The sequence below is a fragment of the Burkholderia sp. SRS-25 genome (assembly GCF_004343765.1).
Classification (GTDB): Bacteria; Pseudomonadota; Gammaproteobacteria; order Burkholderiales; family Burkholderiaceae; genus Burkholderia; species Burkholderia contaminans.
This window is the reverse complement of sequence record NZ_PTXM01000019.1, coordinates 195,149-219,243: the sequence shown is the minus strand read 5'-3', so window position 1 is coordinate 219,243 and position 24,095 is coordinate 195,149. Positions and strand designations below refer to the sequence as shown.

General features: G+C 66.8%; 22 protein-coding genes. 7 read left to right on the top strand and 15 right to left on the bottom strand.

Annotation, left to right across the window (positions count from 1 at the left end; all coding sequences use genetic code 11):
* Positions 1-13 precede the first annotated feature (13 nt).
* The 3 genes from C5O79_RS26450 to C5O79_RS26440 all read right to left on the bottom strand — a co-directional run bounded on the left by C5O79_RS26450 (position 14) and on the right by C5O79_RS26440 (position 3,938).
* On the bottom strand, positions 14-1,639 hold the full coding sequence (locus tag C5O79_RS26450) for a histidine-type phosphatase (protein WP_122474660.1): 1,626 nt from the start codon (positions 1,637-1,639) through the stop codon (positions 14-16).
* Positions 1,640-1,818: 179 nt separating this feature from the next.
* Positions 1,819-2,253 carry a phosphatase gene (locus tag C5O79_RS26445; protein ID WP_122474661.1) on the bottom strand — a complete coding sequence of 145 codons (435 nt, stop codon included), beginning with the start codon at positions 2,251-2,253 and terminating at the stop codon, positions 1,819-1,821.
* Between the two features lie 326 nt (positions 2,254-2,579).
* The gene (locus C5O79_RS26440) at positions 2,580-3,938 is read right to left on the bottom strand and encodes an NAD(P)/FAD-dependent oxidoreductase (protein ID WP_046548934.1); all 1,359 of its coding nucleotides are present in this window, start codon (positions 3,936-3,938) and stop codon (positions 2,580-2,582) included.
* Positions 3,939-4,038: 100 nt separating this feature from the next.
* Here C5O79_RS26440 and C5O79_RS26435 point away from each other — a divergent pair, with 100 nt between their 5' ends.
* Entirely contained in the window at positions 4,039-4,992 is a 954-nt protein-coding gene (locus tag C5O79_RS26435; RefSeq protein WP_046548935.1) for a LysR family transcriptional regulator, read from the top strand.
* Positions 4,993-5,013: 21 nt separating this feature from the next.
* Here the strand turns inward: C5O79_RS26435 and C5O79_RS38660 are convergent, their stop codons facing one another.
* A complete protein-coding gene (locus C5O79_RS38660) occupies positions 5,014-5,412 on the bottom strand; it encodes a hypothetical protein (protein ID WP_240687925.1) in 399 nt (132 codons plus the stop codon).
* Here C5O79_RS38660 and C5O79_RS26425 point away from each other — a divergent pair.
* Complete coding sequence (locus C5O79_RS26425) at positions 5,411-6,328, top strand: AraC family transcriptional regulator (RefSeq protein ID WP_046548937.1); 918 nt, start codon at positions 5,411-5,413, stop codon at positions 6,326-6,328. The two genes, C5O79_RS38660 and C5O79_RS26425, sit on opposite strands and share 2 nt — an antisense overlap.
* Positions 6,329-6,591: 263 nt before the next feature.
* Positions 6,592-7,479 (top strand): NAD(P)H-binding protein, encoded by an 888-nt coding sequence (locus C5O79_RS26420; RefSeq protein WP_122474662.1) that lies wholly within the window; start codon positions 6,592-6,594, stop codon positions 7,477-7,479.
* Between the two features lie 25 nt (positions 7,480-7,504).
* Here the strand turns inward: C5O79_RS26420 and C5O79_RS26415 are convergent, their stop codons facing one another.
* Both C5O79_RS26415 and C5O79_RS26410 read right to left on the bottom strand, forming a co-directional pair.
* Positions 7,505-8,707: a benzoate/H(+) symporter BenE family transporter gene (locus C5O79_RS26415; protein WP_122474663.1), complete on the bottom strand. Its 1,203-nt coding sequence runs from the start codon at positions 8,705-8,707 to the stop codon at positions 7,505-7,507.
* Positions 8,708-8,891: 184 nt separating this feature from the next.
* Positions 8,892-9,917: a fatty acid desaturase gene (locus C5O79_RS26410; RefSeq protein WP_046548940.1), complete on the bottom strand. Its 1,026-nt coding sequence runs from the start codon at positions 9,915-9,917 to the stop codon at positions 8,892-8,894.
* A 300-nt stretch (positions 9,918-10,217) separates the two neighbouring features.
* Here C5O79_RS26410 and C5O79_RS26400 point away from each other — a divergent pair, with 300 nt between their 5' ends.
* Positions 10,218-11,042, top strand: a complete 825-nt coding sequence (locus C5O79_RS26400; RefSeq protein ID WP_122474664.1) for a PhnD/SsuA/transferrin family substrate-binding protein — start codon at positions 10,218-10,220, stop codon at positions 11,040-11,042.
* A 160-nt stretch (positions 11,043-11,202) separates the two neighbouring features.
* On the opposite strand, the gene dbpA is transcribed toward C5O79_RS26400, so the two are convergent.
* The 5 genes from dbpA to C5O79_RS26375 form a co-directional block, all read right to left on the bottom strand.
* On the bottom strand, positions 11,203-12,600 hold the full coding sequence (gene dbpA, locus C5O79_RS26395) for an ATP-dependent RNA helicase DbpA (protein ID WP_039344267.1): 1,398 nt from the start codon (positions 12,598-12,600) through the stop codon (positions 11,203-11,205).
* On the bottom strand, positions 12,597-12,794 hold the full coding sequence (locus C5O79_RS26390) for a hypothetical protein (protein WP_039344264.1): 198 nt from the start codon (positions 12,792-12,794) through the stop codon (positions 12,597-12,599). The genes dbpA and C5O79_RS26390 overlap by 4 nt, the downstream gene beginning before the upstream one ends.
* Positions 12,795-13,071: 277 nt before the next feature.
* Entirely contained in the window at positions 13,072-14,733 is a 1,662-nt protein-coding gene (mqo, locus tag C5O79_RS26385; RefSeq protein WP_205746235.1) for a malate dehydrogenase (quinone), read from the bottom strand.
* A 492-nt stretch (positions 14,734-15,225) separates the two neighbouring features.
* The gene (locus tag C5O79_RS26380; RefSeq protein WP_046549505.1) at positions 15,226-15,540 is read right to left on the bottom strand and encodes a hypothetical protein; all 315 of its coding nucleotides are present in this window, start codon (positions 15,538-15,540) and stop codon (positions 15,226-15,228) included.
* Positions 15,541-15,609: 69 nt separating this feature from the next.
* The gene (locus C5O79_RS26375; protein ID WP_046548968.1) at positions 15,610-16,098 is read right to left on the bottom strand and encodes an Lrp/AsnC family transcriptional regulator; all 489 of its coding nucleotides are present in this window, start codon (positions 16,096-16,098) and stop codon (positions 15,610-15,612) included.
* A gap of 115 nt (positions 16,099-16,213) precedes the next feature.
* On the opposite strand from C5O79_RS26375, the gene C5O79_RS26370 reads away from it, so the two are divergent.
* On the top strand, positions 16,214-17,251 hold the full coding sequence (locus C5O79_RS26370; RefSeq protein WP_071333392.1) for a histone deacetylase family protein: 1,038 nt from the start codon (positions 16,214-16,216) through the stop codon (positions 17,249-17,251).
* Between the two features lie 143 nt (positions 17,252-17,394).
* A complete protein-coding gene (locus C5O79_RS26365) occupies positions 17,395-18,528 on the top strand; it encodes a branched-chain amino acid ABC transporter substrate-binding protein (RefSeq protein WP_131931872.1) in 1,134 nt (377 codons plus the stop codon).
* A 68-nt stretch (positions 18,529-18,596) separates the two neighbouring features.
* On the opposite strand, the gene C5O79_RS26360 is transcribed toward C5O79_RS26365, so the two are convergent.
* Positions 18,597-19,466 (bottom strand): mechanosensitive ion channel family protein, encoded by an 870-nt coding sequence (locus tag C5O79_RS26360; RefSeq protein ID WP_046548971.1) that lies wholly within the window; start codon positions 19,464-19,466, stop codon positions 18,597-18,599.
* Positions 19,467-19,805: 339 nt separating this feature from the next.
* Here C5O79_RS26360 and C5O79_RS26355 point away from each other — a divergent pair, with 339 nt between their 5' ends.
* Positions 19,806-21,170, top strand: a complete 1,365-nt coding sequence (locus C5O79_RS26355) for a M23 family metallopeptidase (protein WP_131931870.1) — start codon at positions 19,806-19,808, stop codon at positions 21,168-21,170.
* 57 nt (positions 21,171-21,227) lie between these two features.
* On the opposite strand, the gene C5O79_RS26350 is transcribed toward C5O79_RS26355, so the two are convergent.
* The 3 genes from C5O79_RS26350 to C5O79_RS26340 all read right to left on the bottom strand — a co-directional run bounded on the left by C5O79_RS26350 (position 21,228) and on the right by C5O79_RS26340 (position 23,992).
* The gene (locus C5O79_RS26350; RefSeq protein ID WP_046548973.1) at positions 21,228-22,067 is read right to left on the bottom strand and encodes an AraC family transcriptional regulator; all 840 of its coding nucleotides are present in this window, start codon (positions 22,065-22,067) and stop codon (positions 21,228-21,230) included.
* 147 nt (positions 22,068-22,214) lie between these two features.
* Entirely contained in the window at positions 22,215-22,955 is a 741-nt protein-coding gene (locus tag C5O79_RS26345) for a fucose-binding lectin II (RefSeq protein ID WP_131931868.1), read from the bottom strand.
* Between the two features lie 194 nt (positions 22,956-23,149).
* Positions 23,150-23,992, bottom strand: a complete 843-nt coding sequence (locus tag C5O79_RS26340) for a fucose-binding lectin II (RefSeq protein ID WP_122474667.1) — start codon at positions 23,990-23,992, stop codon at positions 23,150-23,152.
* Positions 23,993-24,095: the final 103 nt, after the last annotated feature.

Sequence of the window (24,095 nt, the reverse complement as noted above, 5' to 3'; positions counted from 1 at the left end):
TGCCCGCGTCACCTCACTGATACCCGTAACACTGCTTCAACCCCGCGTAGTCGTAGAAGTGGCTGCCCGGCGCGATCTTCGCGCCGTCGCACGCGGCCTGGAAATCCGTTTCGCGCTCGTTGTACAGCATCTTCACGATGAGCCGCGAGCCATTGCGATAGACATCCCACTGCATGTTCGCGGCCATCGGCGACACCTGATCACCGCGCCACGGATTGTTCGCGTACGTGTACGTCTGCGCCTGCGGCGTCGGTACGAACACGTTCTTCAGGTTCATGATCGACGCGAACGGAATCACGATCTCCGCATGCGTGAAGCGCAGCTTCGCGGCGCGGGTCAGGTCGCCGCGCGCGATCGCATCGACTTCACCGAAGAAATCGTCCTGCAGCACCTTCGCCATCCGGTACGTGACAGGGTTCGCTTCCTGGATGCCGGGCCCCTTCTGGTAGTAGTCCTCGGCATCCTGCAGATACGCGAGATACTGCGCCTGCTCCGCGCCGATGTACTTCTCCATCGTGACGCCGCCGGTCTCCGCCGTCATCGCGGGCGCGACCTGCAGCAGGTTGTACAGCACGTTCACCGCATCGACGGCCGTCGCGATCTTCGTCTTGCCGTCGCCCTTCAGCGTGTTGGTGAACTTGCCGTCCGCTGACGTGAATGCATAGGTGCCCGTGTTCGCGAACGTGTAGCCATCGGCGCCGAGCTTCGCGAGGAAGGCCTGCGAAACGAGTGCGGACAGTACCGTTTGCGCGACGTCGGCCGCCTGCGGCGCAGCCTTGATCGCGTTGAGTTTCGCAGTCACCGCCGCATCGTTCGAATAGGCCTGGTATGCCTGGCTCGCCTGATAGGTCGCGTAATACGGATTGCCCGAATCGGCCACGAGATCGGTGGCAGGCTTCAGCGAGTGGAAATACAGCAGGAAGCGGTTGGTGCCGGCCGGCTGCGCAACCGGCGCGTTCGCGGGATAGCCGGACGGCGCGGCGGGCAGCGTGATCGCCGTGGCCAGCGCGGGCTGAGCGGCCACGAGCGACGCGGAGAAATACGTCGAGCTGTCGACCGCGCGATCCTGGCCCGAGTTGACGACGACGACTTGCCGGTTGCCGGCCGCGAACAGTGCGGGCAGCCGCTGCGCGAGCCGCGCGGCGAGTTGCTGGTGTTCGCGGATGCCGGTTTGCGTGAGGTTGCCGTACCCCGGTGTCGAGATGCCCGCGACGCCGTACCCGAGCAGCGCGTTGGCCTTCATCATCGCGTACGTGTCGGCCTTGAGCTGCGCGCCGAGCGTGGTCAGTGCGCCGTCGGCCTCGGCCTTGACCAGCATCGCGTAGATCGCGCCGTCGTACTTGAAGCCCGACAATCCACGCGAGCCGTGGCGCGCGACGAGTTCCGTATAGACGGGCGCGTAGCCGGCGGGCGGCGCTTCGTACGTCGCGGCGTCCTGCTGCGGGCGGTACGGTGTCTTCGTCTGGTAGTAAGTCGCGGGTGTCGGCTTGGGCTGAGGCTGAGGCTGCGGTTGCGGTGCGGGCGTCGAGCCGCTGTTGTCGGCAGAGGCCGCGGGCGGTGCCGAATCGTCCCCGCCGCAAGCGGCGAGCAGCAGGCAGGTAATCGCGAGGGCGGTGGCGGTGCGGATCGGGCGTGTCATCGTGGCGGGCAACGGGCGGGACGATGCAGGTTCGCGTCGTCCCGTCTCCGGGAGTGATCGGTCAAGCCCGGAAGTGTTGCAAGCGACTTTGACAGCAGAATGTCAGAATTTGGTCGGGCAATCGTCGGATTGCCGCCGAGTCGCACATGGCCGGCCACCGCCGGCCTGTGTGCCGGCGTTCAGTGCAGGCCGGCCGACGCGATCGAGCGCACGGTGTCGGTGATGTTCACGCAGCGCGACACACCGAAATGCTCGGCTTCGCGGCGCTCCGGTTCGCTGCTCGCAATGGCCACCGCGCGTTCGGGCGGCACGCCGAGCGCCTGCAGTGCGACGTCGAACGGATGCTGGTTTGATCGGGAGTCCTGCTGATTCGCATCCGTGAAGACGACCGAGAAGCGATCGAGGTTCGCGCGGCCGAACTGGCCTTCGAACATGTCGCTGAGCCGTGCGGCCGGCAGCGTCGTGACGAGACCGAGTCGATATCCTTCTTCCGATGCCCGGTCGAGCCACTGGATGATCGCATCGCGTTGATGGCGCGATTCATGCGAATCCGGTGTTGCTTCGATTTGCGCGAATGCTGCGTCGAGACGGGTGACGATGGCTTCGATAACCACGGTGATTCCTCTTCAGAAACGTGATGATCCGTTCGCCGACGGGAATGCCACACACCTTAGCGTCGATCCGGAAATCGCGACCAATTAATATTTATATCCGACCTATACGATTCGACTAATGAATGGGGCGGCGAGCCAAGGTGGGCGCGGGATGCGTGTCGCATGGCCTGTTCCGTGCGAATCGCATCATGTCGACGCCATTCGATGTGATGCACCAGATTCGCGCACGCCATGAATGCGCCGCGCATGTGCATATAAAAAAACGGCATATCGAACGATGCACGCCCGATATGCCGTCTTGCGATGCCGCGTGTGAATCGACGTGATCAGTGCAGCTTGATCGACGGCTGGTTGCGGCTTTGCAGCCAGTGGCTCAACGACTGGAACAGCGCGCGCTTCACGCCGACCACGCTGAACAGGTGCTTGCGGTACAGGAACTTGTACAGTCCGATCGCGGCCAGCCCGTCGACGATCAGCGAGCGCGAACGCACGCTGATGTCGGCCTGGTACGCGGCACCCGCATGCCCGAGCGACACGACGGTGCCCGCATCGCGGAACGTGAAGCCGTCCACCGGCTTGCCGGCGACACGCCGCGCGAACGCATTGACCAGGTACACCGCCTGCTGATAAGCGACCTGCGCGCGCGGCGGCAGGAAGCCGTTCGCGCCGCCCGTCGGGCAGGCGGCACAGTCGCCGAACGCATACACGTGCGGGTCGTCCGGCATCTGCAGCGTATCGGTCACGATCACCTGGTTCGAGCGGTTGAGCGCGATGTCCCCGATCTGCCGCAGGAACGCGGGGCCCGCCACGCCGGCCGCCCAGATCGTGATGTCGCTCGCGAGCCGCTCGCCGGTCGAGGTCGTCACGGCATCCGCGCCGACTTCCGCCACGCGGGTATCGGTCAGCACGTCGACGTTCAGCGCGCGAAGCTGCGCGTGCATCTTGCCGGACAGCCGCTCGTCGAGCGCCGGCAGGATGCGCGGGCCGCCTTCGATCAAGCGGATGTGCACGTCGCGTGCGGACACCAGCGCCTTGAAGCGGTACGTCGTCAGTTGCTGGATCGCATCCCGCAATGCCGCTGCCAGTTCGACACCCGTCGCGCCCGCACCGATCACGTTGATGCAGATCGGCGCTGCGCGCCGCGCAGGCTGCTGCTCGGCCTGGTGATTCGCCTTCGTGCAGGCCGCGAGGAACTTCCGGCGGAAATCCTCGGCCTGGTCGAGGTTTTCGAGCGGCAGCGCGTGGCGCTCCGCACCCGGCACATTGAAGAAGTTCGTCACACTGCCGACGGCGAGCACGAGATCGTCGTAGCCGAGTTCGCGCTGCGGCAGGATCTCCGTGCCGTCCGCGTCCCGCACGGCCGCGATCGTTGCCGTGCGGGCTGCGCGGTCGACCTGTTGCAGCGCGCCCTGCACGAAGCGGAAACCGTGGCGCTTCGCTTGCGCCGCGTATTCGATCGTGTGCGAGGCCGGGTCACGATGGCCCGAGGCGGCTTCGTGCAGCAGCGGCTTCCAGAAGTGCGTCGGATAGCGGTCGACGAGCACGACTTCGGCTTGCCCGCGGCGTCCGACCGTATCGCCGAGACGCGTGGCGAGGTGCAGGCCGCCGGCGCCGCCGCCGACGATCACGATGCGCGGCAGGCGCGGTGCGCGGTCCGTTGCAAGGTTGGGCGTGGTGTTGTCCATGTTGGGCTCCCGCTGAATGACGATTCGGATGACATTGCTCAAGAACCGACGATATAGTTTTGAACCTACACGAACAATTTAATGTTTATAAGCGACTCATATGTATTCACTTATAGGAAAGACCGCGACGTTCCGGCAGCTGAAGGCGCTGGACATGATTGCGCGGCTCGGCAGCGTGTCGCGGGCGGCCGAGGAACTGAACCTGACGCAGCCGGCCGTGTCGCTGCAGGTGCGCCTGCTCGAGGAGGCAGTGGGCGCCGCATTGCTGCAGCGGGTGGGGCGTGGCGTGCAGCTGACCGCGGCCGGCGAGATCGTGTCGCGCTACGCGCGCGAGATCCTGCATCTGTGGAGCGAGGCTGGTGACGAAGTGGCCGCGCTGACGGGCGATCTCGGCGGCACGCTGCGGATAGGCGCGATCACGACCGCCGAGTACCTGATTCCGCCGCTGCTCGTGAAATTCACCGCGACGCGTCCGCATGTGAAGACTTATTTCAAGGTGGGCAATCGCGACGACATCATCCGCATGCTCGCCACGCATGAAATCGATCTCGCGGTGATGGGCAGCGCGCCGAAGGAACTGCGCACGCATGCGGTCGAGTTCGCGAAGCATCCGATGGTGTTCGTCGCGGCGCCCGGCCATCCGTTGATGCAGCGCAAGCGCGTCGCGCTGAAGGATCTCGAATCCGCGCACCTGCTCGTGCGCGAACGCGGCGCGGGCACGCGCTCGACCGTCGAGAGCCTGTTCAAGAACGCGGGTTACCGGTTCCATGTGGGCTCCGAACTGTCGAGCAACGAAGCGATCAAGCAGATGGCAGAAGCGGGGCTCGGCGTGGCATTCCTGTCGTTGCACGCGTGTGCACTCGAGCTGCGCACCGGGCTGCTCGGGCAACTGCCGTTCCCCGGCAACCCGATCGAGCGCGAATGGTATGTGGTCACGCTCGCCGATCGGCGCATTTCGCAGGTCACGGGGTTGTTCCGCGATTTCCTGATCAAGCAGGGCGCGCCGGTGATCGACGGCGCGACGGTGGCGCCGCATGAGCGGCGGCGCAAGTAAGCGGATGCGTCGGCCGGCCGGTCAGACGAGCCCGAAATCGTCGTTGCTGTCGGGGATCGACGCGAGCAGCCGTTCGAGCCGGGTCCAGCCGACGATGCGCAGGCACCAGGCGGCGACGGTGGCGAAGGCGGTGCGGTCGTTGCGGGGGCCGGATGAAGGGCGATTGGCGGCGGAGGGCGAGCGCGCGGCGAACGCTGCGCGTTGCGCAAGGCACTGATGGGGCATGACGGTCTCCGTAGGTGTCGGATGGGGCCATCGTAAGCGGCGCGGCGCCCGCCGGCGCACACGCAAGGATGGCCATGAGCAGGAACGGATGATCTTTTTCTGCTCGACCCGGCGCGTTGCCGGCAGGCCCGGCAGACCGTCCGAAAACGCGTCACAATGCGCGTTCGACATCCCGATCCAATGGAGAAAGGCCATGAGCGATGCGATTCTCGCGGCGCCGACGGACAACGGCGTCCCGGTCAGCCTGCGCTCGAGCCGCGGGCTCGGCTGGCAGGGCTTCGGCGCGTCGCTGCTGGAGATCCGCGCAGGCACCTACCGGATTCCGGCGGCCGACCATCACCGGATCGGCGTGCATATCGGGTCGCCTGTTCGCGCGGATTGCGTGTGCGACGGCGAGCGCGTGTCGCGCATCCAGGCGCATGGCGACGTCGACGTGATTCCGGCCGGCTTGCCCGGCCAGTGGACCGACAGCGCCGACTGCCGGATTCTCCATATCGCGCTCAGCGATACGTTCGTGCGGCGGACCGTCGAACAGCTCGAACTGAAGCCGTCGCAGGGACAGATTCGCCGCCGGCTGCAGGTGCGTGACCCGCGCCTGCAGCACATCGCGTGGGCGATGGCCGCTGAACTCGAAGCGGAAGACGCGTCGGATCCGCTCTACGCGGAAAGCCTGTGCACGGCGCTCGTCGCGCGACTGGTCGACGGCCGGCCGGCGTTCCGCGAACGCCGCCGCACGCTCGCGCCGAAGGCGGCCGCGCGCGTGATCGACTATGTCGAAGCGAACCTCGACCGGCGCATGACGCTTGCCGAACTCGCGGCGCTCGTGTCGATCAGCGTGCCGCATTTCAAGGTGCTGTTCCGCGAGACGCTCGGGATGCCGGTGCACCAGTACGTCGTGCGGCGCCGGGTCGAGCGCGCGAAGGTGCTGCTGCTCGAAGGCCGGCTCAGCATCAGCCAGATCGCGCTCGAAGCCGGGTTTGCCCACCAGAGCCACATGGCGAACTGGATGAATCGCGTGCTGGGTGCGACGCCGACCGAGATTGCGCGGTCGGGGGCAAGTGGCGGGCTGCGGCTCGCGTATGACGGCGAGGGCGGCGGGAATAACGCATAGCGGAGCATTGGCACCGCGCCGGATATGAGTCGTCGCGTGAGATCCCGAGGCAATTGTTCGACAGGTTGGTGGACAATTGCCTCCCGCGCTCTTGGCAAGAGGCAGACCGTACGATTCGAAGCGACTGGCCAGGCAGTGGACGGCTCGCACCGCAGCCGCCAGCCAATCCGTCATCCGTTCCTGCTGTATTCATCTCTCCGTGCGCGCCGTTCCCTTCGCGCAAACCGACAATCACCGCACCTTCATTCCCTCAGGAGCGAACCGTGTTCGTGATCTTCGGTGCATCCGGCAACGTCGGCCAGTCGACCGTGACGGCCCTGCGCAACGCCGGCCATCCCGTGCGCGCGGTATTGCGCGACGCACGCCATCGTGAACGTTTCGCGCAGCTTGGCTGCGAGGTCGTGATCGCCGAGTTGACGGACGCGAACGCGGTCGCCGCTGCAATCGACGGTGCACAGGCCGTGCAGATCCTGTGCCCGGTGCCCGTCGCCGATCCCGATCCGGCCGCGACGATGACACGGACGATCGACGTCGCGACGGCCGCGCTCGCCGCCAACCCGCCGCCGGTGCTGCTCGCGCTGTCGGACTACGGTGCGGAGCGCGACGGCAACACGGGCATCACCCGTCTGTTTCATCACTTAGAGGAGCGACTGAAGGCGATCCCGACGCACCTGACGCTGCTGCGTTCGGCCGAGCATCTGCAGAACTGGACGCGCATCCTGCCGGTCGCGCTCGGCACCGGCGTGCTGCCGAGCTTTCACCATCCGGTCGGCAAGGTGTTCCCGACGGTCTGGGCGCCCGATGTGGGCGTCGTTGCGGCGCGGCTGCTGCTCGATGCGCCCGAAGGCGGCAACGGGCCGCGCATCGTCAGCGTCGAAGGGCCGCGGCGCGTGAGCGTGACCGCGATTGCCGATACGCTTGGCGCGGCGGCCGGCCGGGCAATCGTCGCGCATGAACTGCCGCGCGATACGTGGGCCGCGACGCTGCTGCGCGCGGGCCTCAGCGAACGTCATGCGCAGTTGATCGTCGATCTCTACGACGTGCACAACGCCGGGCAGATCGACGTCGAGGAGGGCGTGTCGGAGCGGCTTTACGGGACGACGACGCTGGCAGACGCGCTCGCGCAACTGGTGCGCCAGCACGCGCGGTAGCAGCGGTGGCGACGCGCCGTGCCCATCACGGTCGCCGCCGCACCTTGTTCAGTACCGCATACGAAAGCGACCCGATCACGATTCCCCAGAACGCGGAGCCGAGCCCGAGCCACGTCATGCCCGACGCGGTCGCGAGGAACGTGATCAGCGACGCTTCGCGGTGGTTCTCGTCGTCGAAGATCCCGTGCACGTTCGCGCCGATCGCACCGATCAGCGCGAGCCCCGCGAGGATCGCGACGAATGCCTTCGGCAGCGCGAAGAACACCGTGACGATCGTGCCCGCGAAGAGCCCGCCGATCAGGTAGATCGCCCCGTTCGCGAGCCCGGCGATGTAGCGCCGGTCCGGATCCTCATGCGCGTCCTTGCCGGTGCAGAGCGCGGCCGTGATCGCCGCGACGACGATCGTGACCCCGCCGAAGCACGCAACCACGAGCGACATCACGCTGGTCGCCGTGATGATCGGCCGCGCGGGCGTGTGATAGCCGGACACGCGCAGGATCGTCATGCCCGGCAGGAACTGGCCCGTGAGGCTGACGACGACGAGCGGCAATGCGAGGCTGAGCGTCGTACCGAGCGTCCATTCGGGCGCGATGAAGATCGGGTGCGCGATGCTCGGCGACACGTTGCCCAGATGTGTCATCCCGAGCAGCGTCGCGAGCGCGGCGCCCGTCAACAGCACGAGCACGATGCTGTAGCGCGGCAGCAGGCGCTTGAAGATCACATAGGCCGCGATCATCCCGAACGCGAGCGCGGGCTGCTCCGACGCGGCAGCGAATGCATGCGTGCCGAACGGCAGCAGGATGCCGGCCATCATTCCGCACGCGATGCCGCGCGGAATATGGCGCACGAGGCGGTCGAAATAGCCGGTCACGCCGATCAGCAGGATGATCAGCGCGGCCGTGATGTACGCGCCGGCGGCCTGGTTGAGCGTCAGCTGCGGAAACAGGCCGACGAGCAGCGCGGTGCCGGGCGCCGACCACGCGGTGATGACCGGCACCTTCAGCTTCCAGCTCGCGAACAGGCCAGAGATGCCCGCACCGATCGAGATCGCCCAGACCCACGACGACACCATCGCATTCGACGCATGGGCTGCCTGCGCGGCCTGGAAGAAGATCGCGAGCGGGCCTGCGTAGGAAATCAGCACCGCGAGAAAGCCCGCGGTAATCGCGGAAACGGACCAGTCGTTGCCGATCGCGCGGATTGCGCCGGGCGGGGTGTTCGGTTGCATCGTCGTGGGGGCGTGCGGCGCGCGGCCGGGAGCAGAGCCGGGGCGAATGATTGTTGGAAGCCCCGGACGAGCCGCCATTCTGGGCATTGCCGACGCAATTGGCAATGCGCGGGTGGGGGCAGGAACGTTGGCATTTCGTAAGAAATGCGTGGCGGAGCGGACGAATCGTTGGCCCAGTCGAACGTCACGTACTGATCTGCAACACCTTGTCGACCACCGCCACCTTCACCCCGCTCCCCGTCGACAACGACGCCGTGCCTTGATCGAACGGGTGCACGGGCGTATCGGTCGGCGTCCACGCATGGCGCGCGAGTAGTTCGCGATACCCGCCGCGAATCACGAAGCCGCCGCATTTCCGCGCATATGCGTCGCGGCGCATCCGGTATGCGCGCGGCAGGTCGTACCACGGCAGCTTCGGCAGGTCGTGATGGACGAGGTGATAGTTGTTGTTCAGGTACAGCAGCCGCATCGCGAAGCCGGCTTCATTGATCGCGATGCGCGCCTTCGGATGCGGCGCGGCGCGGTGCTCGTACAGCGAGCGGATCATCGCGATCGACAGCGCGGGCCACGTGATCGCGAGCAGGTAATACCACCACGGCACGCCGATCGCCCATTGCAGCCACGCGAGCAGCGCAACCACGCAGGCGATATGCGTCACCCACATCGGCAGATAGCGGAAGTCGCCGCGACGAAACACAGCGAATGCATCGATGCACATGGCAAAGATGCTCAGCGGCGGCCCGGCGACGAATCGTCCGATGAACGTCTTGCGGGCAACCGTCAGTACGCGGCGCCAGCGCGGCAACTGCGCCCAGCGTTCGCGCGTGACGTAGTTCGTTTCGGGATCGACGCCCGGCACGGTGAGGTCTTCGTCGCGATGATGGTCGAGATGCGTGTCTCGATACAGCGTGTACGGATACCAGACCATCAGCGGCGGATAACCGAGCAGCTTGTTCACGAGGGCGGAGCGTGTCGGGTGGCCGTGCAGCAACTCGTGCTGCAGCGACAGGTGCCATGCGCCGAGCAGGATCAGCGGCGGCGTCGCGGCCGCGAGCGACACGGTGCCGCCGCGCACGAGCAGCAGCACGGCGAGCCAGCCGCCGTAGATCGCGACGATCAGCAGCCAGGTCGGCCACTCGGTGCGGGCGGTGAAGCGGGTGTCGAGCGCGGCGATCGCACGCGCGTGGTCGACGTCGAAGTATTCGGCCATGGCGTTGAGGCGGATTGAACGGGCAATGCGGGGAACGAGCGGTTGAACCGGTGCGCTCGGCCCGGGTGCGCAGGTGTCTCGCGGATCACGGTCGGCCTGTCCGCTATCGCGCGCAATGGCGATGCTCGGGCAAGCATCAGGACGGTACCGGGATCGCACCGCGCGGCCAACCAATCGATTCGCATTTGCTTATCGCCGCGTGGCCGATAAGCTTCGGGCGCGCTGCGCCACGTTCCGCCCCCGTTTTACCGTGATCGAACCGGGTTCCGCTGCGCGAGCGTCGATGCGTAGAATGCCCGCATGAGCTCATGGATCGCCGCCCTGCCGATGTACAACGTGACGCCGCGCCACGACGCGCTGTGGCGCGCACTGCTGCGCGACGCGCTCGATGCGTTCGCGAACGCGGGCGGGCCCGCCGATGTCACGCTTCCCGACGAACCCTTCGACGACCTGCACGCGCTGTGGCGGCGCGACGATCTGTTGCTGTCGCAGACCTGCGGCTATCCGTACCGGATGCTGGGCTTGCGCGATGTCGTGCGACTGATCGCGACACCGGTGTTCGATGCGCACGGTTGCCACGGCGCGCACTACAGCAGCGTGCTGGCCGTATCGTCACGCGCGCATGCGGGCGGTGCGACGACGCTCGCTGCATGCCGGGGGCTGCGGGCTGCATTCAACGGTGGCGATTCTCACAGCGGGATGAACGCGCTCCGGCATGCGGTCGCGCCGCATGCGCGCGGCGGACGATTCTTCGGATCGGTTGCAGCCCTCGGCTCGCACCTGAACGTGCTGCGTGCGCTGGCTTCAGCGGAAGCCGATTGCGCGGCGATCGATTGCGTGACGTTCGCGTACGTGAGGGACGCACTGCCCGAATTGCTGGAGGACATCCGGATCGTCGGGATGACGGCATCCGCGCCGGGATTACCGCTCATCGCATCGCGAACACTCGAAGATACACAGGTCGCTGCTTTGCGAGATGCGCTCGATCGCGCGGTGGCGACCGATGTGGAGCGGGCGCGCGTGCTGCGGCTGAAAGGATTCGAACGGCTGTCGCCGGATGACTATGAGGCGATTGCGCAGTTCGAGCAGGAGGCTGCTGCGCACGGGTATCCGGCGCTCGCGTAGCAAGCAGGTGATGCGGGCGGCTTGACGGGGCGGCGGCCGATTGCCGAAAGAGGGGCGACGACCGCAGGTTGCACGGGGCGATGCAAAGTCAGGGACAGATTCAGGTTCGGCTTGGGCGCCACGGCGCAGCGATGCCGCCGCGACGCCTCCACGTTACCGCTTATTCCTCGTCCATCAACCGGACCTTGACCCGCTTGCCCTTGATCTTCCCGGCATTGAGCTTGCGCAGCGCATCGCGCGCCACACCGCGCTCGAGCGCGACATAGGTCGAGAACTCGGTCACGTTGATCTTGCCGATCTGCTTGCCGTCGAACCCGGCGTCGCCGGTCAGCGCGCCGAGCACGTCGCCCGGGCGGATCTTGTCCTTGCGCCCGCCGAGGATCTGCAGCGTTTCCATCGGCGGCGTCAGCACGCCGTCGTCGGCCGGCGTCAGTTCCGCGAGCGGATGCCATTCGACGTCGCGCTTCTGCGCCTGTTCGATCGCGCCCACGCGGCCCATCTCGTCCATGCTCGCGAGGCTCAGCGCCCAGCCGTCCTGATCCGCGCGGCCCGTGCGGCCGATGCGGTGCACGTGCACTTCGGGGTCGGGCGTCACGTCGACGTTGATCACCGCCTCGAGCTGCGCGATGTCGAGCCCGCGCGCGGCGACGTCGGTGGCCACCAGCACCGAGCAGCTGCGGTTCGCGAACTGGATCAGCACCTGGTCGCGCTCGCGCTGGTCGAGCTCGCCGTGCAGCGCGAGCGCGTGGAAGCCCTGCGCGTGCAGCACGTCGAGCAGGTCGCGGCACTGCTGCTTCGTGTTGCAGAACGCGATCGTGCTCACCGGCCGGTAGTGGTTCAGCAACTGGCCCACCGCGTGCAGCCGCTCGTCTTCCGTCACTTCATAGAAACGCTGGCGGATCTTGCTGTTGTCGTGGCGCTCTTCGAGCTTGATTTCCTTCGGGTTGCGCAGGAACTGCTGGCTCAGCTTCGCGATGCCGTCCGGATAGGTCGCGGAGAACAGCAGCGTCTGGCGCGTGGTCGGGCACATCCGTGCGACCTTCGCGATGTCGTCGAAGAAGCCCATGTCGAGCATCCGGTCGGCTTCGTCGAGCACCAGCGTGTTCAGTGCGTCGAGCTTCAGGTTGCCGCGATCGAGGTGATCCATGATGCGGCCCGGCGTGCCGACGACGATGTGCGCGCCGTGCTCGAGGCTCTGCGCCTGCGGGCGCATCGGCGTGCCGCCGCACAGCGTCAGCACTTTCACGTTCTCCTCGGCGCGCGCGAGGCGGCGCACTTCCTGCGCGACCTGGTCGGCGAGTTCGCGCGTCGGGCACAGGATCATCGCCTGCACGTCGAAGCGGCGCGCATCGAGGCGCGCCAGCAGCGCGAGCGAGAACGCGGCGGTCTTGCCGCTGCCCGTCTTCGCCTGGGCGATCAGGTCCTGACCGGCCAGCGCGACCGGCAGGCTCGCGGCCTGGATCGGCGTCATGTCGACATAGCCGAGCTGCGCGAGGTTGGCTAGCGTGGCCGGCGTCAACGACAGCGCGCTGAACGGCGTGGCGGTCGGCTGGGTCATTCCAGGTCTCCGAGATAGGGGCGGCCTTCCATCTGCTCGTAGACGACCTTGCCTTCGTCGTCTTCGAAGCGTTCGAGGTAGTTGCGCGCGCCGCACAGCGGGCAGCGGAACAGCAGCCCCTGGCCTTCGTCCTTGATGACGACGTCGGACTGCTCCCACTGCGTGCCGCAGCTCTGGTTTCGGCAGGTAAACACGGTCTTTCTCCAGCTGAATTCGGTTGATGGCGCGCCCGGGCGGGCGCGGCAACGGCGGGCGGCGCTCGCGCGGCTTGGGCGCGGGCCGCACCGGGCGTCGCTTGGATTGCGTCGATGCGGATGATGGATCGGGCGGCGACAGGGTCGCGCGTGCCGCAATTCTAGCGGAAGCGGGCGGCCGGCCGGGCGGTTTCGCCCGCGACCCGCCAAGAAAAACGGCCGCCCCGGAGGGCGGCCGTGTCATGCGGCGCGATGGCGTCGCGCGGCGATCGGCGCGTTACAGCGCCATGTCGGTCGCAGCCTTCGCCGAGCGGGCCGGTGCGTTACCGGTGGCCTGCGGCTGCGTGCCGAGGTCGATCTTCGGCGGCGGCGAGAGTTGCAGCACGTCGCTGGTGTACGTCCATTCGTCGACGACCTTCGCCGGGCTGTCGTTCAGCTTCGTGCCGTAGCTCGGCACGATCTGGCGGATCTTCTGCTGCCACTCGGGCGTCGCGACCTTGTCCTTGAACACCTTCTTCATCAGGTTCAGCATGATCGGCGCGGCCGTCGACGCGCCCGGCGATGCGCCGAGCAGGCCCGCGATGCTGCCGTCCTGCGACGCGACGACTTCGGTGCCGAGCTTCAGCACGCCACCCTTGACCGGGTCGCGCTTGATGATCTGCACGCGCTGGCCGGCCTGCCACAGGCGCCAGTCTTCCTTCTTCGCGTTCGGGAAGTATTCCTTCAGCGCGTTGAAGCGGTCGTCGTCGGACAGCATCAGCTGGCCGGCGAGGTACTGGACCAGCGGGAATTCGTCCACACCCACGCGCATCATCGGCGCGACGTTGTGCGTGTTGGTGCTCTTCAGCAGGTCGAAGTACGAACCGTTCTTCAGGAACTTGGTCGAGAACGTCGCGAACGGCCCGAACAGGATGATCTTCTTGCCGTCGATGATGCGCGTGTCGAGGTGCGGCACCGACATCGGCGGCGAGCCGACCGACGCCTTGCCGTATGCCTTCGCCAGATGCTGCTTCACGACCTCGGGGTTGTCCGTCACGAGGAACGAGCCGCCCACCGGGAACGCGCCGTAGTCCTTCGCTTCGGGGATGCCCGACGCCTGCAGCAGGTGCAGCGCACCGCCGCCCGCGCCGATGAACACGAACTTCGCGTCGACCGATTGCGCCGGTTCATCCGAGTGCAGCTTGACCCAGCTCACGTGCCACGTGCCGTCGGCATTGCGCGAGATCTCGCGCACTTCGCTCGACAGCGACAGCGTGAAGTTCGGCTGCGTCTTCAGGTAGCCGACGAACTGGCGCGTGATCTCGCCGAAGTTCACGTCGGTGCCGATCGGCGTCCACGTTGCCGCGACCTTCTGGTTGCGGTCGCGGCCTTCCATCATCAGCGGCACCCACTGCTTGATCTGATCGTAGTCTTCCGAATACTGCATGCCGCGGAACAGCGGGCTCGCCTGCAGCGCTTCGTAGCGCTTCTTCAGGAAGCGGACGTTGTCGTCGCCCCACACGAAGCTCATGTGCGGCGTCGAGTTGATGAACGAGTGCGGATTCTTCAGCACGCCCTGCTTGACCTGCCACGCCCAGAACTGGCGCGAGATCTGGAACGACTCGTTGATCTCGATCGCTTTCGAGATGTCGATCTTGCCGTCCGCCTTCTCCGGCGTGTAGTTCAGCTCGGCGAGCGCCGAGTGGCCGGTGCCGGCGTTGTTCCAGCCGTTCGAGCTTTCCAGCGCGACGCCGTCGAGGCGTTCGACCATCGTCATCGACCAGTCAGGCTGAAGCTCGTGCAGCCAGACGCCGAGCGTCGAGCTCATGATGCCGCCGCCCACCAGCAGGACGTCGACCTTCTTCGTATCGGCGGCGTGCGCGGACGACGCGGCGACGCACAGCGCGAGCGCCGACAGTATTACCCGTAACGTTTTGATCACAGCAGATCCCTTTTTCAACTTGGATGCATCGGTTTGCCAAGCCGCCCGGCGCGTGTGTCGATCGCGGTGAAACGCGGGTCCGGAGATCCGGACACGCGAATCCGGAATTCCGGATCGACGCCGCGCGCCGTTGCATTTGCGCACGCGAACCCGTCGGGAAGGACACCTTCGGATCGGCTGCCTGCGGGCAGGCAAGCGCCTGCGTCACAGTGGCGCACTACGCGCCCGGGCCCTTGCGGCAAGCCTGAGCGGAAAGCGCTTCAGGCTGCGTGGAAAGAGGCCGCGCGCGACGCGTTTTGCGGGGGGCGGGGTGGCAAGGGGCGCGTAATGTAACCGAACTCGTTTGCTGTGTCACAAACGAAAAAACCCGTTGTTTTTGTGGGGTTTTTTGTGTGTCCGGGTTTCCGGAATGACGGTCGCGGAAACCGGGAAAGCTGGGGATAACTGCGCGGGATCGCGGGGGCGGGCGCGGCGTTGCACCGCGTCCCGATCAGGTCATGTCACGTTGCGTCACTTCGCGAAATTGTTCCGGCAGAACTGCTCGTACGCCAGTGCCGAATTCGCGAAGCCTTTCTGCTTCGCGAGTTCCCAGGGGCGCTCGCATTGCTGCGTTTGTTCGCACCACGAATAGCCGGCAGAAGGGATGCAGCCGTGCGAATCGCGATCGCTGCCGGGCATCGGCGACGCGGGCGACGCGGGCGGCGCGGCAGCTTCGGCCGGCGCCGACGCGGCGGCCGGCGCGGTGGATTGCGCCGCACAGGCGCTCAACGCGAGCGCGCAGGCAATGGCGGCGGCCAGCGAAGCAGACGGAAGAAGACGTTTCATCAGGTAGCGCTCCATGGGATGACGATCGACAACGGATGCCCGGGCACGGGCGCGGAACGGCATGAACGGTCAGTCGCCCGGCACCGGCACGCGCGACGAGAACTTCACCTCGCGCAACGCGAGGCTCGACTGGATCGACGATACCCCGGCCTGCTTGCGCAGCACGCGCTCGACGAACTCCGCATATGCGTCGAGATCGGCCGCGACGACCTGCAGGATGTAGTCGGCCGCGCCGGTGATCTTGTGGCAGGACGTCACTTCGTCGTGACGCCGCATCACGTCCTCGAAGTGATCCGAATCCTGGCCGGAATGCATGTTGAACGTGACTTGCACGAACGCGAACACGTTCATGCCGAGCGCACGCCGGTCGAGGTTCGCCTGGTAGCCGGTGATCACGCCTTCGTCCTCGAGCCGCTTGCGGCGGCGCCAGCAGGGCGTGACGCTCAGCGACAGCTTCTCGCCGAGCGTCGCGTTTGACAGCGCGCCGTCGTCCTGCAGCAGGCGCAGCATGGCGCGGTCGACGCCATCCAGTTCGGCCGAAGCGCGATTTTTGCTCATTTCCGGGAATCCGTAGGCGGTTTTCTCAAAATTGTACGAAAGGCGCGTGGCGAAAGCAAAGCTATTGCCGGTTGCCGTCAATAAACTGTTGCCACCCTCACTGCAACGGTCAACCATGCTCACGGTCTACAGCAGCGATCACCAACTGCATCGCGGCGTCGAGCTGAAGGACGGCGCGATCACCGATTCGTTCGAAAACCCCCTTCGCGCCGAAACGGTGCTCGCGCAGGTGCGTGCCGCCAGCCTCGGCGACGTGATCGCACCGAAGCCGTTCGAGCGCGCGCACTACGCGGCGGCGCACAGCGCCCGCTACGTCGATTTCCTCGCCGGCGCGTGGGGCGAGTGGACCGCGACGGGCCGCACCTGCCAGGCGCTGCCGCTCGTGTGGCCGGTGCGCGCGATGCCGGCCGCAGCCACCGCGCCCGCGTTCATCGACGGCAAGCTCGGCTTCTACGCGATGGACGCGGGCGCGCCGATCAACGCCGGCACGTGGGATGCCGTGAGCGCGAGCGCGAACTCGGCGCTTACCGGCGCCGACCTGCTGTCGAGCGGCGCGGCGCGCGCGGCCTTCGCGCTGTGCCGCCCGCCCGGCCATCACGCGGGCCGCGAGTACATGGGCGGCTATTGCTACCTGAACAACGCGGCGATCGCCGCGCAGCACTGCGTCGCGCAGGGCGCGGCGCGCGTCGCGGTGCTCGACGTCGATTTCCATCACGGCAACGGCACGCAGGACATCTTCTACGACCGCGCGGACGTGCTGTTCGCGTCGATCCACGGCGAGCCGCCGGTGTCGTACCCGTACTTCGCCGGCTATGCGGACGAGCGCGGCACCGGCGCGGGCGAAGGGTTCAACCTGAACCTGCCGCTGCCGAAGGGCACGCTGTGGGACACCTACTCGGCCGCGCTCGACCACGCGGCCGCCGCGATCGCCGCGCATGCGCCCGACGCGCTCGTCGTGTCGCTCGGCGTCGATACCTTCGAGCACGACCCGATCAGCCATTTCCGGCTGCGCTCGCCCGACTACCTGCGCATCGGCGCGGCGCTCGCGCGCCTGAACGTGCCGACGCTGTTCGTGATGGAAGGCGGCTACATGGTCGACGAGATCGGCATCAACGCGGTCAACGTGCTGCTGGGATTCGAAGGGCGCGCGTAACGCGCGGCGCCGCAGGCGTGCCGCCGACAGAGTATGGCCCGCAGTGCAGGAAGCGCCGCATCATTGACTGCAACCGATTCGTGATCCGAACCACAACACGTCCCGCATCGAACGGGGCCTGCAAGACTGACCAGGAGACAGACATGCTTCGACATTCCATGACGGCATTCGCGGCAGCGGCGGCGCTCACGTGCGCGCTGTCGGCGCACGCGGACGAGATCGTGCGCATCGGCCACGTCGCACCGCTGACCGGCGCGATCGCTCACCTCGGCAAGGACAGCGAGAACGGCGCGCGCCTCGCGGTCGAGGAGATCAATGCGAAGGGCCTGAAGATCGGGGGCAAGAAGGTCACGCTGCAGCTCGACGCGCAGGACGACGCGGGCGATCCGCGCACCGCGACGCAGGTGGCGCAGCGGCTCGTCGACGACAAGGTCATCGGCGTCGTCGGCCATCACAACTCGGGCACGTCGATTCCGGCGTCGCGCGTCTATCGCGACGGCGGTGTCGTGCAGATCTCGCAGGCCGCGACCAACCCGACCTACACGCAGCAGGGCTTCAAGACGACCTATCGCGTGGTGGCGACCGACGCGCAGCAGGGGCCGGCGCTCGCGACCTATGCGGCGAAGAACATGGGCATCAGGACGGTGGCCGTGGTCGACGATTCGACCGCGTACGGGCAGGGCCTCGCGACCGAGTTCGAGAAGGCCGCGAAGGCAGCGGGGATGAAGGTCGTGTCGCGCGACGCGACCAACGACAAGGCGATCGATTTCCGCGCGATCCTCACGAGGATCAAGGGCGTGAACCCGGACGCGATCATGTACGGCGGCATGGATGCGACGGGCGGGCCGCTCGCGAAGCAGGCGCGCCAGCTCGGCATGCGCGCGAAGATCCTCGCCGGCGACGGCGTGTGCTCGACCGACTTGCCGAAGCTCGCGGGCCCGGCTTCCGACAACGTCGTGTGCTCCGAGGCCGGCATCGCGCTCGAGAAGATGCCGGGCGGCGCGGCGTTCGCGAAGCGCTACGAAGCGCGTTATCACCAGCCGATGCAGGTGTATGCGCCGTTCTCGTACGACGCCGTGTACATCATCGTCGACGCGATGAAGCGCGCGAATTCGACCGACCCGGCGAAGGTGCTGGCCGCGATGCCGGCGACCGACTACAAGGGCGTGATCGGCGAGACGAGTTTCACGCCGCAGGGCGACCTGAAGCACGGCGCGATCTCGGTGTTCACGTACAAGAGCGGCAAGAAGGCGCTGCTCGATATCGTGAAGATGTGATGTGGCGGTGACGTTGCGTTGACGTCGCGAGGGCCGCGAAGCGGGATGGGCTTCGCGGCCTTCGCCGTTTACAGCGCGTGCGTTTGCGCGCGGTCGGTGCGACGCTCCGCGTCATGCACGATGTGGAGCTCGCGCGTGCGGATCGGCAACGCGCAGTGCGCGTCGGCGAGCGTCTTGCGCACCTGGCGCGCAATGCGCCAGCGCATCGCCCAGAACTTGTCGGTGTGCGTCCATACGCGCATGTTCGCGACGACCGTGCTGTCGTCGAAGCGCATCACCATCACGTCCGGCGCGGGATCCTGCAGCACGTCGGGATCGGCCGCGGCCAGCGCGCGCAGTGCGTCGAGCGCCCGATCGATATCGTCATGCACCGACACTTCCACTTCGAGATCGAGGCGGCGCGTCGGGTTGCGCGTGTAGTTGCGGATCGAGCTGCCCCACAGCGCGCTGTTCGGCACGTATTCGCAGATGCCGTCCGGCTTCGTCAGTCGCGTCATGAAGAGCCCGACCTCGTCGACGGTGCCCGCGACGCCCGTGCCGCCGTCGATATAGTCGCCGACCTTGAACGGCCGCAGCAGCAGAAGCATGATGCCGGCCGCGATGTTCTGCATCGTGCCCTGCAGCGCAAGCCCGATCGCGAGGCCGGCCGCACCGAGCACCGCGACGATGCTCGCGGTTTCGATGCCGAGCTGCGACAGCGCGCCGACGATCGCGACGATGCGCACGCCCCACACGGCGACGTCGCACAGGATCGGCCGCAGCGTGTCGTCGACGCGCTCCTTGTTCGAGAGCAGGCGGTTCAGCCAGTTGCCGATGCGTTTCGACAGCCACCAGCCGGCGACGAGCAACGCCAGGCCGGCGCACAGCTTGAGGGAAAGGGTGGACAGCGCGTTCCACAGGAACGTCCAGCGTTCCGGGTGCAGGTGATCGAGCAACATGACGGGATTCCGGTTTGAAGAAACAATGCGCGACGCGTGGCGTGCCGGCCGTGGTCAGCGGGCTTGCGCTCACGCGCGGACAGCGTTCGACCGGACACGGCGCACGATGGTTCGCGCGAACGTGTGGGGTCGAATGCCGCACGGCCGTGCCGCCGGGCCGTGAAATCGCGATTTCGGTTTAGTACGAAGCGGCTTTTCTTTCAAATGAGACTAGTCCTATTCAGCCGATTCGATCGCGCCGATACACTTGCTTTTACGTTGCCGGGTCGCGACGATCGTTCCTCCGCGATACCCGGTTTTTTCCCGATTTCTCATTGATAGACAGCGAGTGACGACGTCATGCGGTTAGACCTGCGTTTCCGTCTCGCACGCGAACAAGGTCAACCCGCGCAGCGCGGCGTTCACGGATTCCCGATGCACCGCGCGTTGCTGCGCGGCGTCATCGCGGCGGCCTGCGTGGCGGGCGCGCCGGGTATGGTGGCCCATGCGTCGCACGATGCTGCGCCGTTTGAGCCCGTGATGGCCGACCTTGTCGACGTGCCCTTTTTCAATGCCGCGCGCACGACGTGGGGCGGCTTGCACGCATCGACGGCCGGGCCGCTCGACGTTACCTATGCGTCGCATGCGTTGTCCGTGCCGACGGCCGGCGAACGCGACGACCCCGTGGCGCGCTTCGGTGCGTGCGTGGCTTACCGCGTGCTGTGCGACGCGGCGCGCGGGGCGGTCGAACGCGCGTACGCATCGAGATTCGATTACGGCCTTGCGTCGGCGTTGCCCGTAACGGGCGAGCTGGCCGCGGTCAAACGGCGTCCCGTCGATCTTGCCGCCGCCGAGCCGTTCGTGCTTGCGCAAGCCGAGCGCGGCGCGCGTGGCGGCGCGATCGTCGGCAGCCTGCAGGCGTCGCTGACGCGCGCCGAATTGCCGGCCGGCGTTGCCGCGCAGATCACCCGCATGCTCGCCGGTCGCGTCGACCTGAAACAGCGCGGCGCACTCGGCGACACCTTCCGCGTGGCCTACGAACCGGACGACAGTGCGACGCTGCCGGGTGGCGTGCGCGTGACGGCGCTCGAGCTTCGCTTGCGCGGCCAGCGCGTCGCGGCCGTGTGGTTTGCGGCCGAGGCGGGCTCGCCGGGCGCCTATTACGATCTCGACGGCATGCCGTTTGCCGGCTCGCGGTTTGCGATGCCGGTCAACGCCAAACGGATCAGCTCGCATTTCGGCGCGCGCGTGCATCCGGTCACCGGCGCGCGTCATGTGCATTCCGGCGTCGATCTCGCGGCACCGGCCGGGCGTGCGGTTCATGCATCGGAGCGCGGCGTCGTGACGTTCATCGGCACCGAGCCGCGCGGTTACGGCAAGTACGTGGTGATTCGTCACGATGGCGGCTATGCGTCGTACTACGCGCACCTGTCGGCATTCGAGCCGACCCTGCGAGCCGGCACGCGGGTCGCGCGCGGCCAGCGGGTCGGCGCGGTCGGCAGCACGGGCACGGCCACGGGGCCGCATCTGCACTTCGAGGTCCGGCGGCATGCCCGGCTCGTCGACCCGGTCGCGCTGGTACAGGCGGGCAAGGCAGCGAAGCTGAAGGGGGAGCGGCGCGTCGCGTTCAACCGCGTGGTGCTCGATGCGCGTACGCGCCTGGCGTCGGTCGAGTGGGTGCAGCCGGTGGCGATGTCGAAGCCTGCCGGGCCGCGTGCCGGGTGACGATTGGCGAGGTGCCGGTCGCGACGCGCGCCGTCGCGGCCGATCAGGGCAAACCGCTTACACGGCAGGTTCGACCGGCAGCCAGATTTCCAGCACGCCGGCGCCCGTCACCGGATCGTAGTCCGCGCTGTAGCGCTCGAATTCGGGCGCGTCGACCGCCTTGAATCCCGACTTCGGCAGCCAGCCGTTCCAGATGCTGTAGAACGTCTGGTGCAGCGTGGAGATATGCCCGACGTGTTCGAAGACCGCATACCGCTGCGGTTCGAGTTCGACCCAACGAAATGGTGCGGGCAACCGGTCACGGCTCGTAACTTCCACCCCCGCGATGTACTCGAAGCTGCCATCCGCATCCGGGTTGCAGCACACGCCATAGGTCACGTCGTCGACCTGGCCGGGAAGGGTACCGATGTATGGGATGAACGCTTGCCACAGCGCCGGAATGCCTTCGTTGGTTTCGAACGTGTAGCGGTCGCTCATGCCGGCGATCAGCCGCTTGCCGGCGGTTTCGAAACGTGACGGTACAACGTCGATGATCTTCAGTTCTTTCATGCGAAGCGGCTCCATAAGAGACAACCCGTCGAGCGTGCGCCGTGCCCGCACGTCTTCGGGCGTCATGCCGAAGAGGTCGCGGAAGGCGCGCGTGAACGCCTCATGGGAGCCATAGCCGGCATCGAGCGCCACCTGCAGGATGTCCGGCGCACCTTGTGCCAGTGCGTGCGCCGCACGCGTGAGCCGCCTCGACCGGACATAGCGCATCACCGGCCAGCCGGTGTTCATCGAGAACAGGCGCGACAAGCCGAAGCGCGTCATGTCGCAATGGGCGGAAATCCTGTCGAGCGTCAGTTCGCGGTCCAGTTTGGTTTCGATAAACCAGAGTGCTTGTCCTACCGGATTCATGGCTTTCCAATGAGCGTGTCGGGCGGACTATATGGTATCGGCGGCGGGGGCGTTTGATCGTTCTTGCGTGGCGTGGACGGGCAGGGGCAGCCACGCGGATCGCCACGCCGGGCGGCGTGGCGATGACGGGTTGCAGCGTGGCGCCGCTTAGCCCAGCGGCCAGTTCAGGATCGCGATCCCGTCGTTGTAGTCACCGTCCGTCCCATCTTCCGACCCGACCAGACCGAAGTAGGTCTTCTTGAAGATATCGACCTGGCGCGAGCCGATCTTCGACGGCTTGCCGTTCGCCGTCACGACCACGCGCACCTTCCCCTTGCCGGAGTTCACGATCTGCGTGTTCAGGTTCGCGTCCTGCGTGCCGGCGCCCTGGAACGTCGCGGCCGGTTTCGGGTTGTCGTCGACGAAGACCTCGATCGTCTGCTGTGCAGACGAATTGACCAGCGCGGTCACGCCGAACGCGATGTTCGGCGGCAGGTTGAAGACGCCGTCGCGTTCGCCCCCGCCGGACGTCGTGGTACCCGGCTGCGTGGGCTGCGGCTGCGGCGTCGCTTTCGAGAAGTAATTGACCACCGCACCGACGCCGAACTTTGCCGCGGCGCCGGGCAGCACGCCGGGCGCGCCGGCCCACGTCACCGTGCAGGCGACCACTTGCCCGGCCGCATCGGCCTTCACCTTGTTCTGCCAGCTGCCGACGTCGAAGCTGTACGGGATTGTCGCGATGTCGACGAACACATCGTATTGCGGCAACTTTTCCACGAGCTGCGCGGTCACGAACTGGCGCATCCGGTCGAGTACCGCCTGGTCGCCGTTCGCCTGGACGGCGGTGGCATCGTTGCCGGCGAGTTGCAGCAGGGCGTACAGATCGTCATGGGTAAACGGTTGTGACATGTCGTCCTCGTCTCGATGAAATGTTTCGCGTTGCGCGGCCGGCGAATGGATTTCGCCGTTGCCGCGCACGGAGTACAGCAGTGGAACTGCGACTGATTGCTCGAATGAATCGGTTCGCAATGTGTGGTTGGCCCCGTCGCCATTGCGGATTCGACAACGGCGCGCACACGTCGGCGCGCCGTGAGTCATCGTGTTCAGCCCAGCGGCCAGTTCAGGAACACGATGCCGTCGTTGTAGTCGTCGTCGGCGCCGTCTTCCGAGCCGACGATCCCGAAGTACGACTTCTTGAAGAGGTCGACCTGGCGCGAGCCGAGCCGCGACGGCTTGCCGTTCGCCATCACGATCACGCGCACGCGCCCCTTGCCGGAGTCGAGCACCTTGGTGCCGAGGTTCTGGTCTTGCACGCCGGCGCCCTTGAACGTGGCGACGGGCTTCGGGTTGTCGTCGACGTAGATGTCGATCGTCTGGTCGTTCGCCGCATTGGTGAGCGCGGTGACGCCGAACTTGATGTTCGGCGGCAGGTTGAACGTGCCGTCGCGCTCGCCGCCGCCGCCGATCGTGCCGCTACCCGTGCCGCCCGTGCTGCCCGTGTTGCCGCCCGCGCCGGTTTCGCCGCTTCCGCTGCCTTGCGACGACGACTGCGCGGCCGTGCCCCCGATCGCGGACAGGCTCGCGTACGAATCGATGTGCATTGCACTGCCGCGCACGCTTTTCCACTGCCCCTTCACGAACGTGACGCCGGTGCCGACGTCGATCGTCGCGACGAGCGTGAACGGCATGCGCCCGGTGGCTTCGGGCACCTTCGACGAATAGGTGAAGCAGCCGTCCGCGACGACACCCTTGTCGGTCGCGATCGCGAAGTAGATGCCGGGGAAGTTGTTGCCGGTCGCATAAGGCGTCGGCACGTTGAGGATGACCTGCAGTTTCCCGTCTCGAATCTCTGCCTTGGCGATGTCGATGTACAGGCCCGGGATGTCGACGTAAGTCTCCGATGTCGCCACGGGCGCGCTGACGATCGTAGCCGAAAGGAGGGGCATGGATGTCTCCGTTGGTAGGGCGGGTTTCGATGCAAAAGGTGAGGTGCCGCTGAAGGCGGCGCGCAATCGCCGGCCGGCCCGGAGGCGGCCGGCGGAGGTGAGC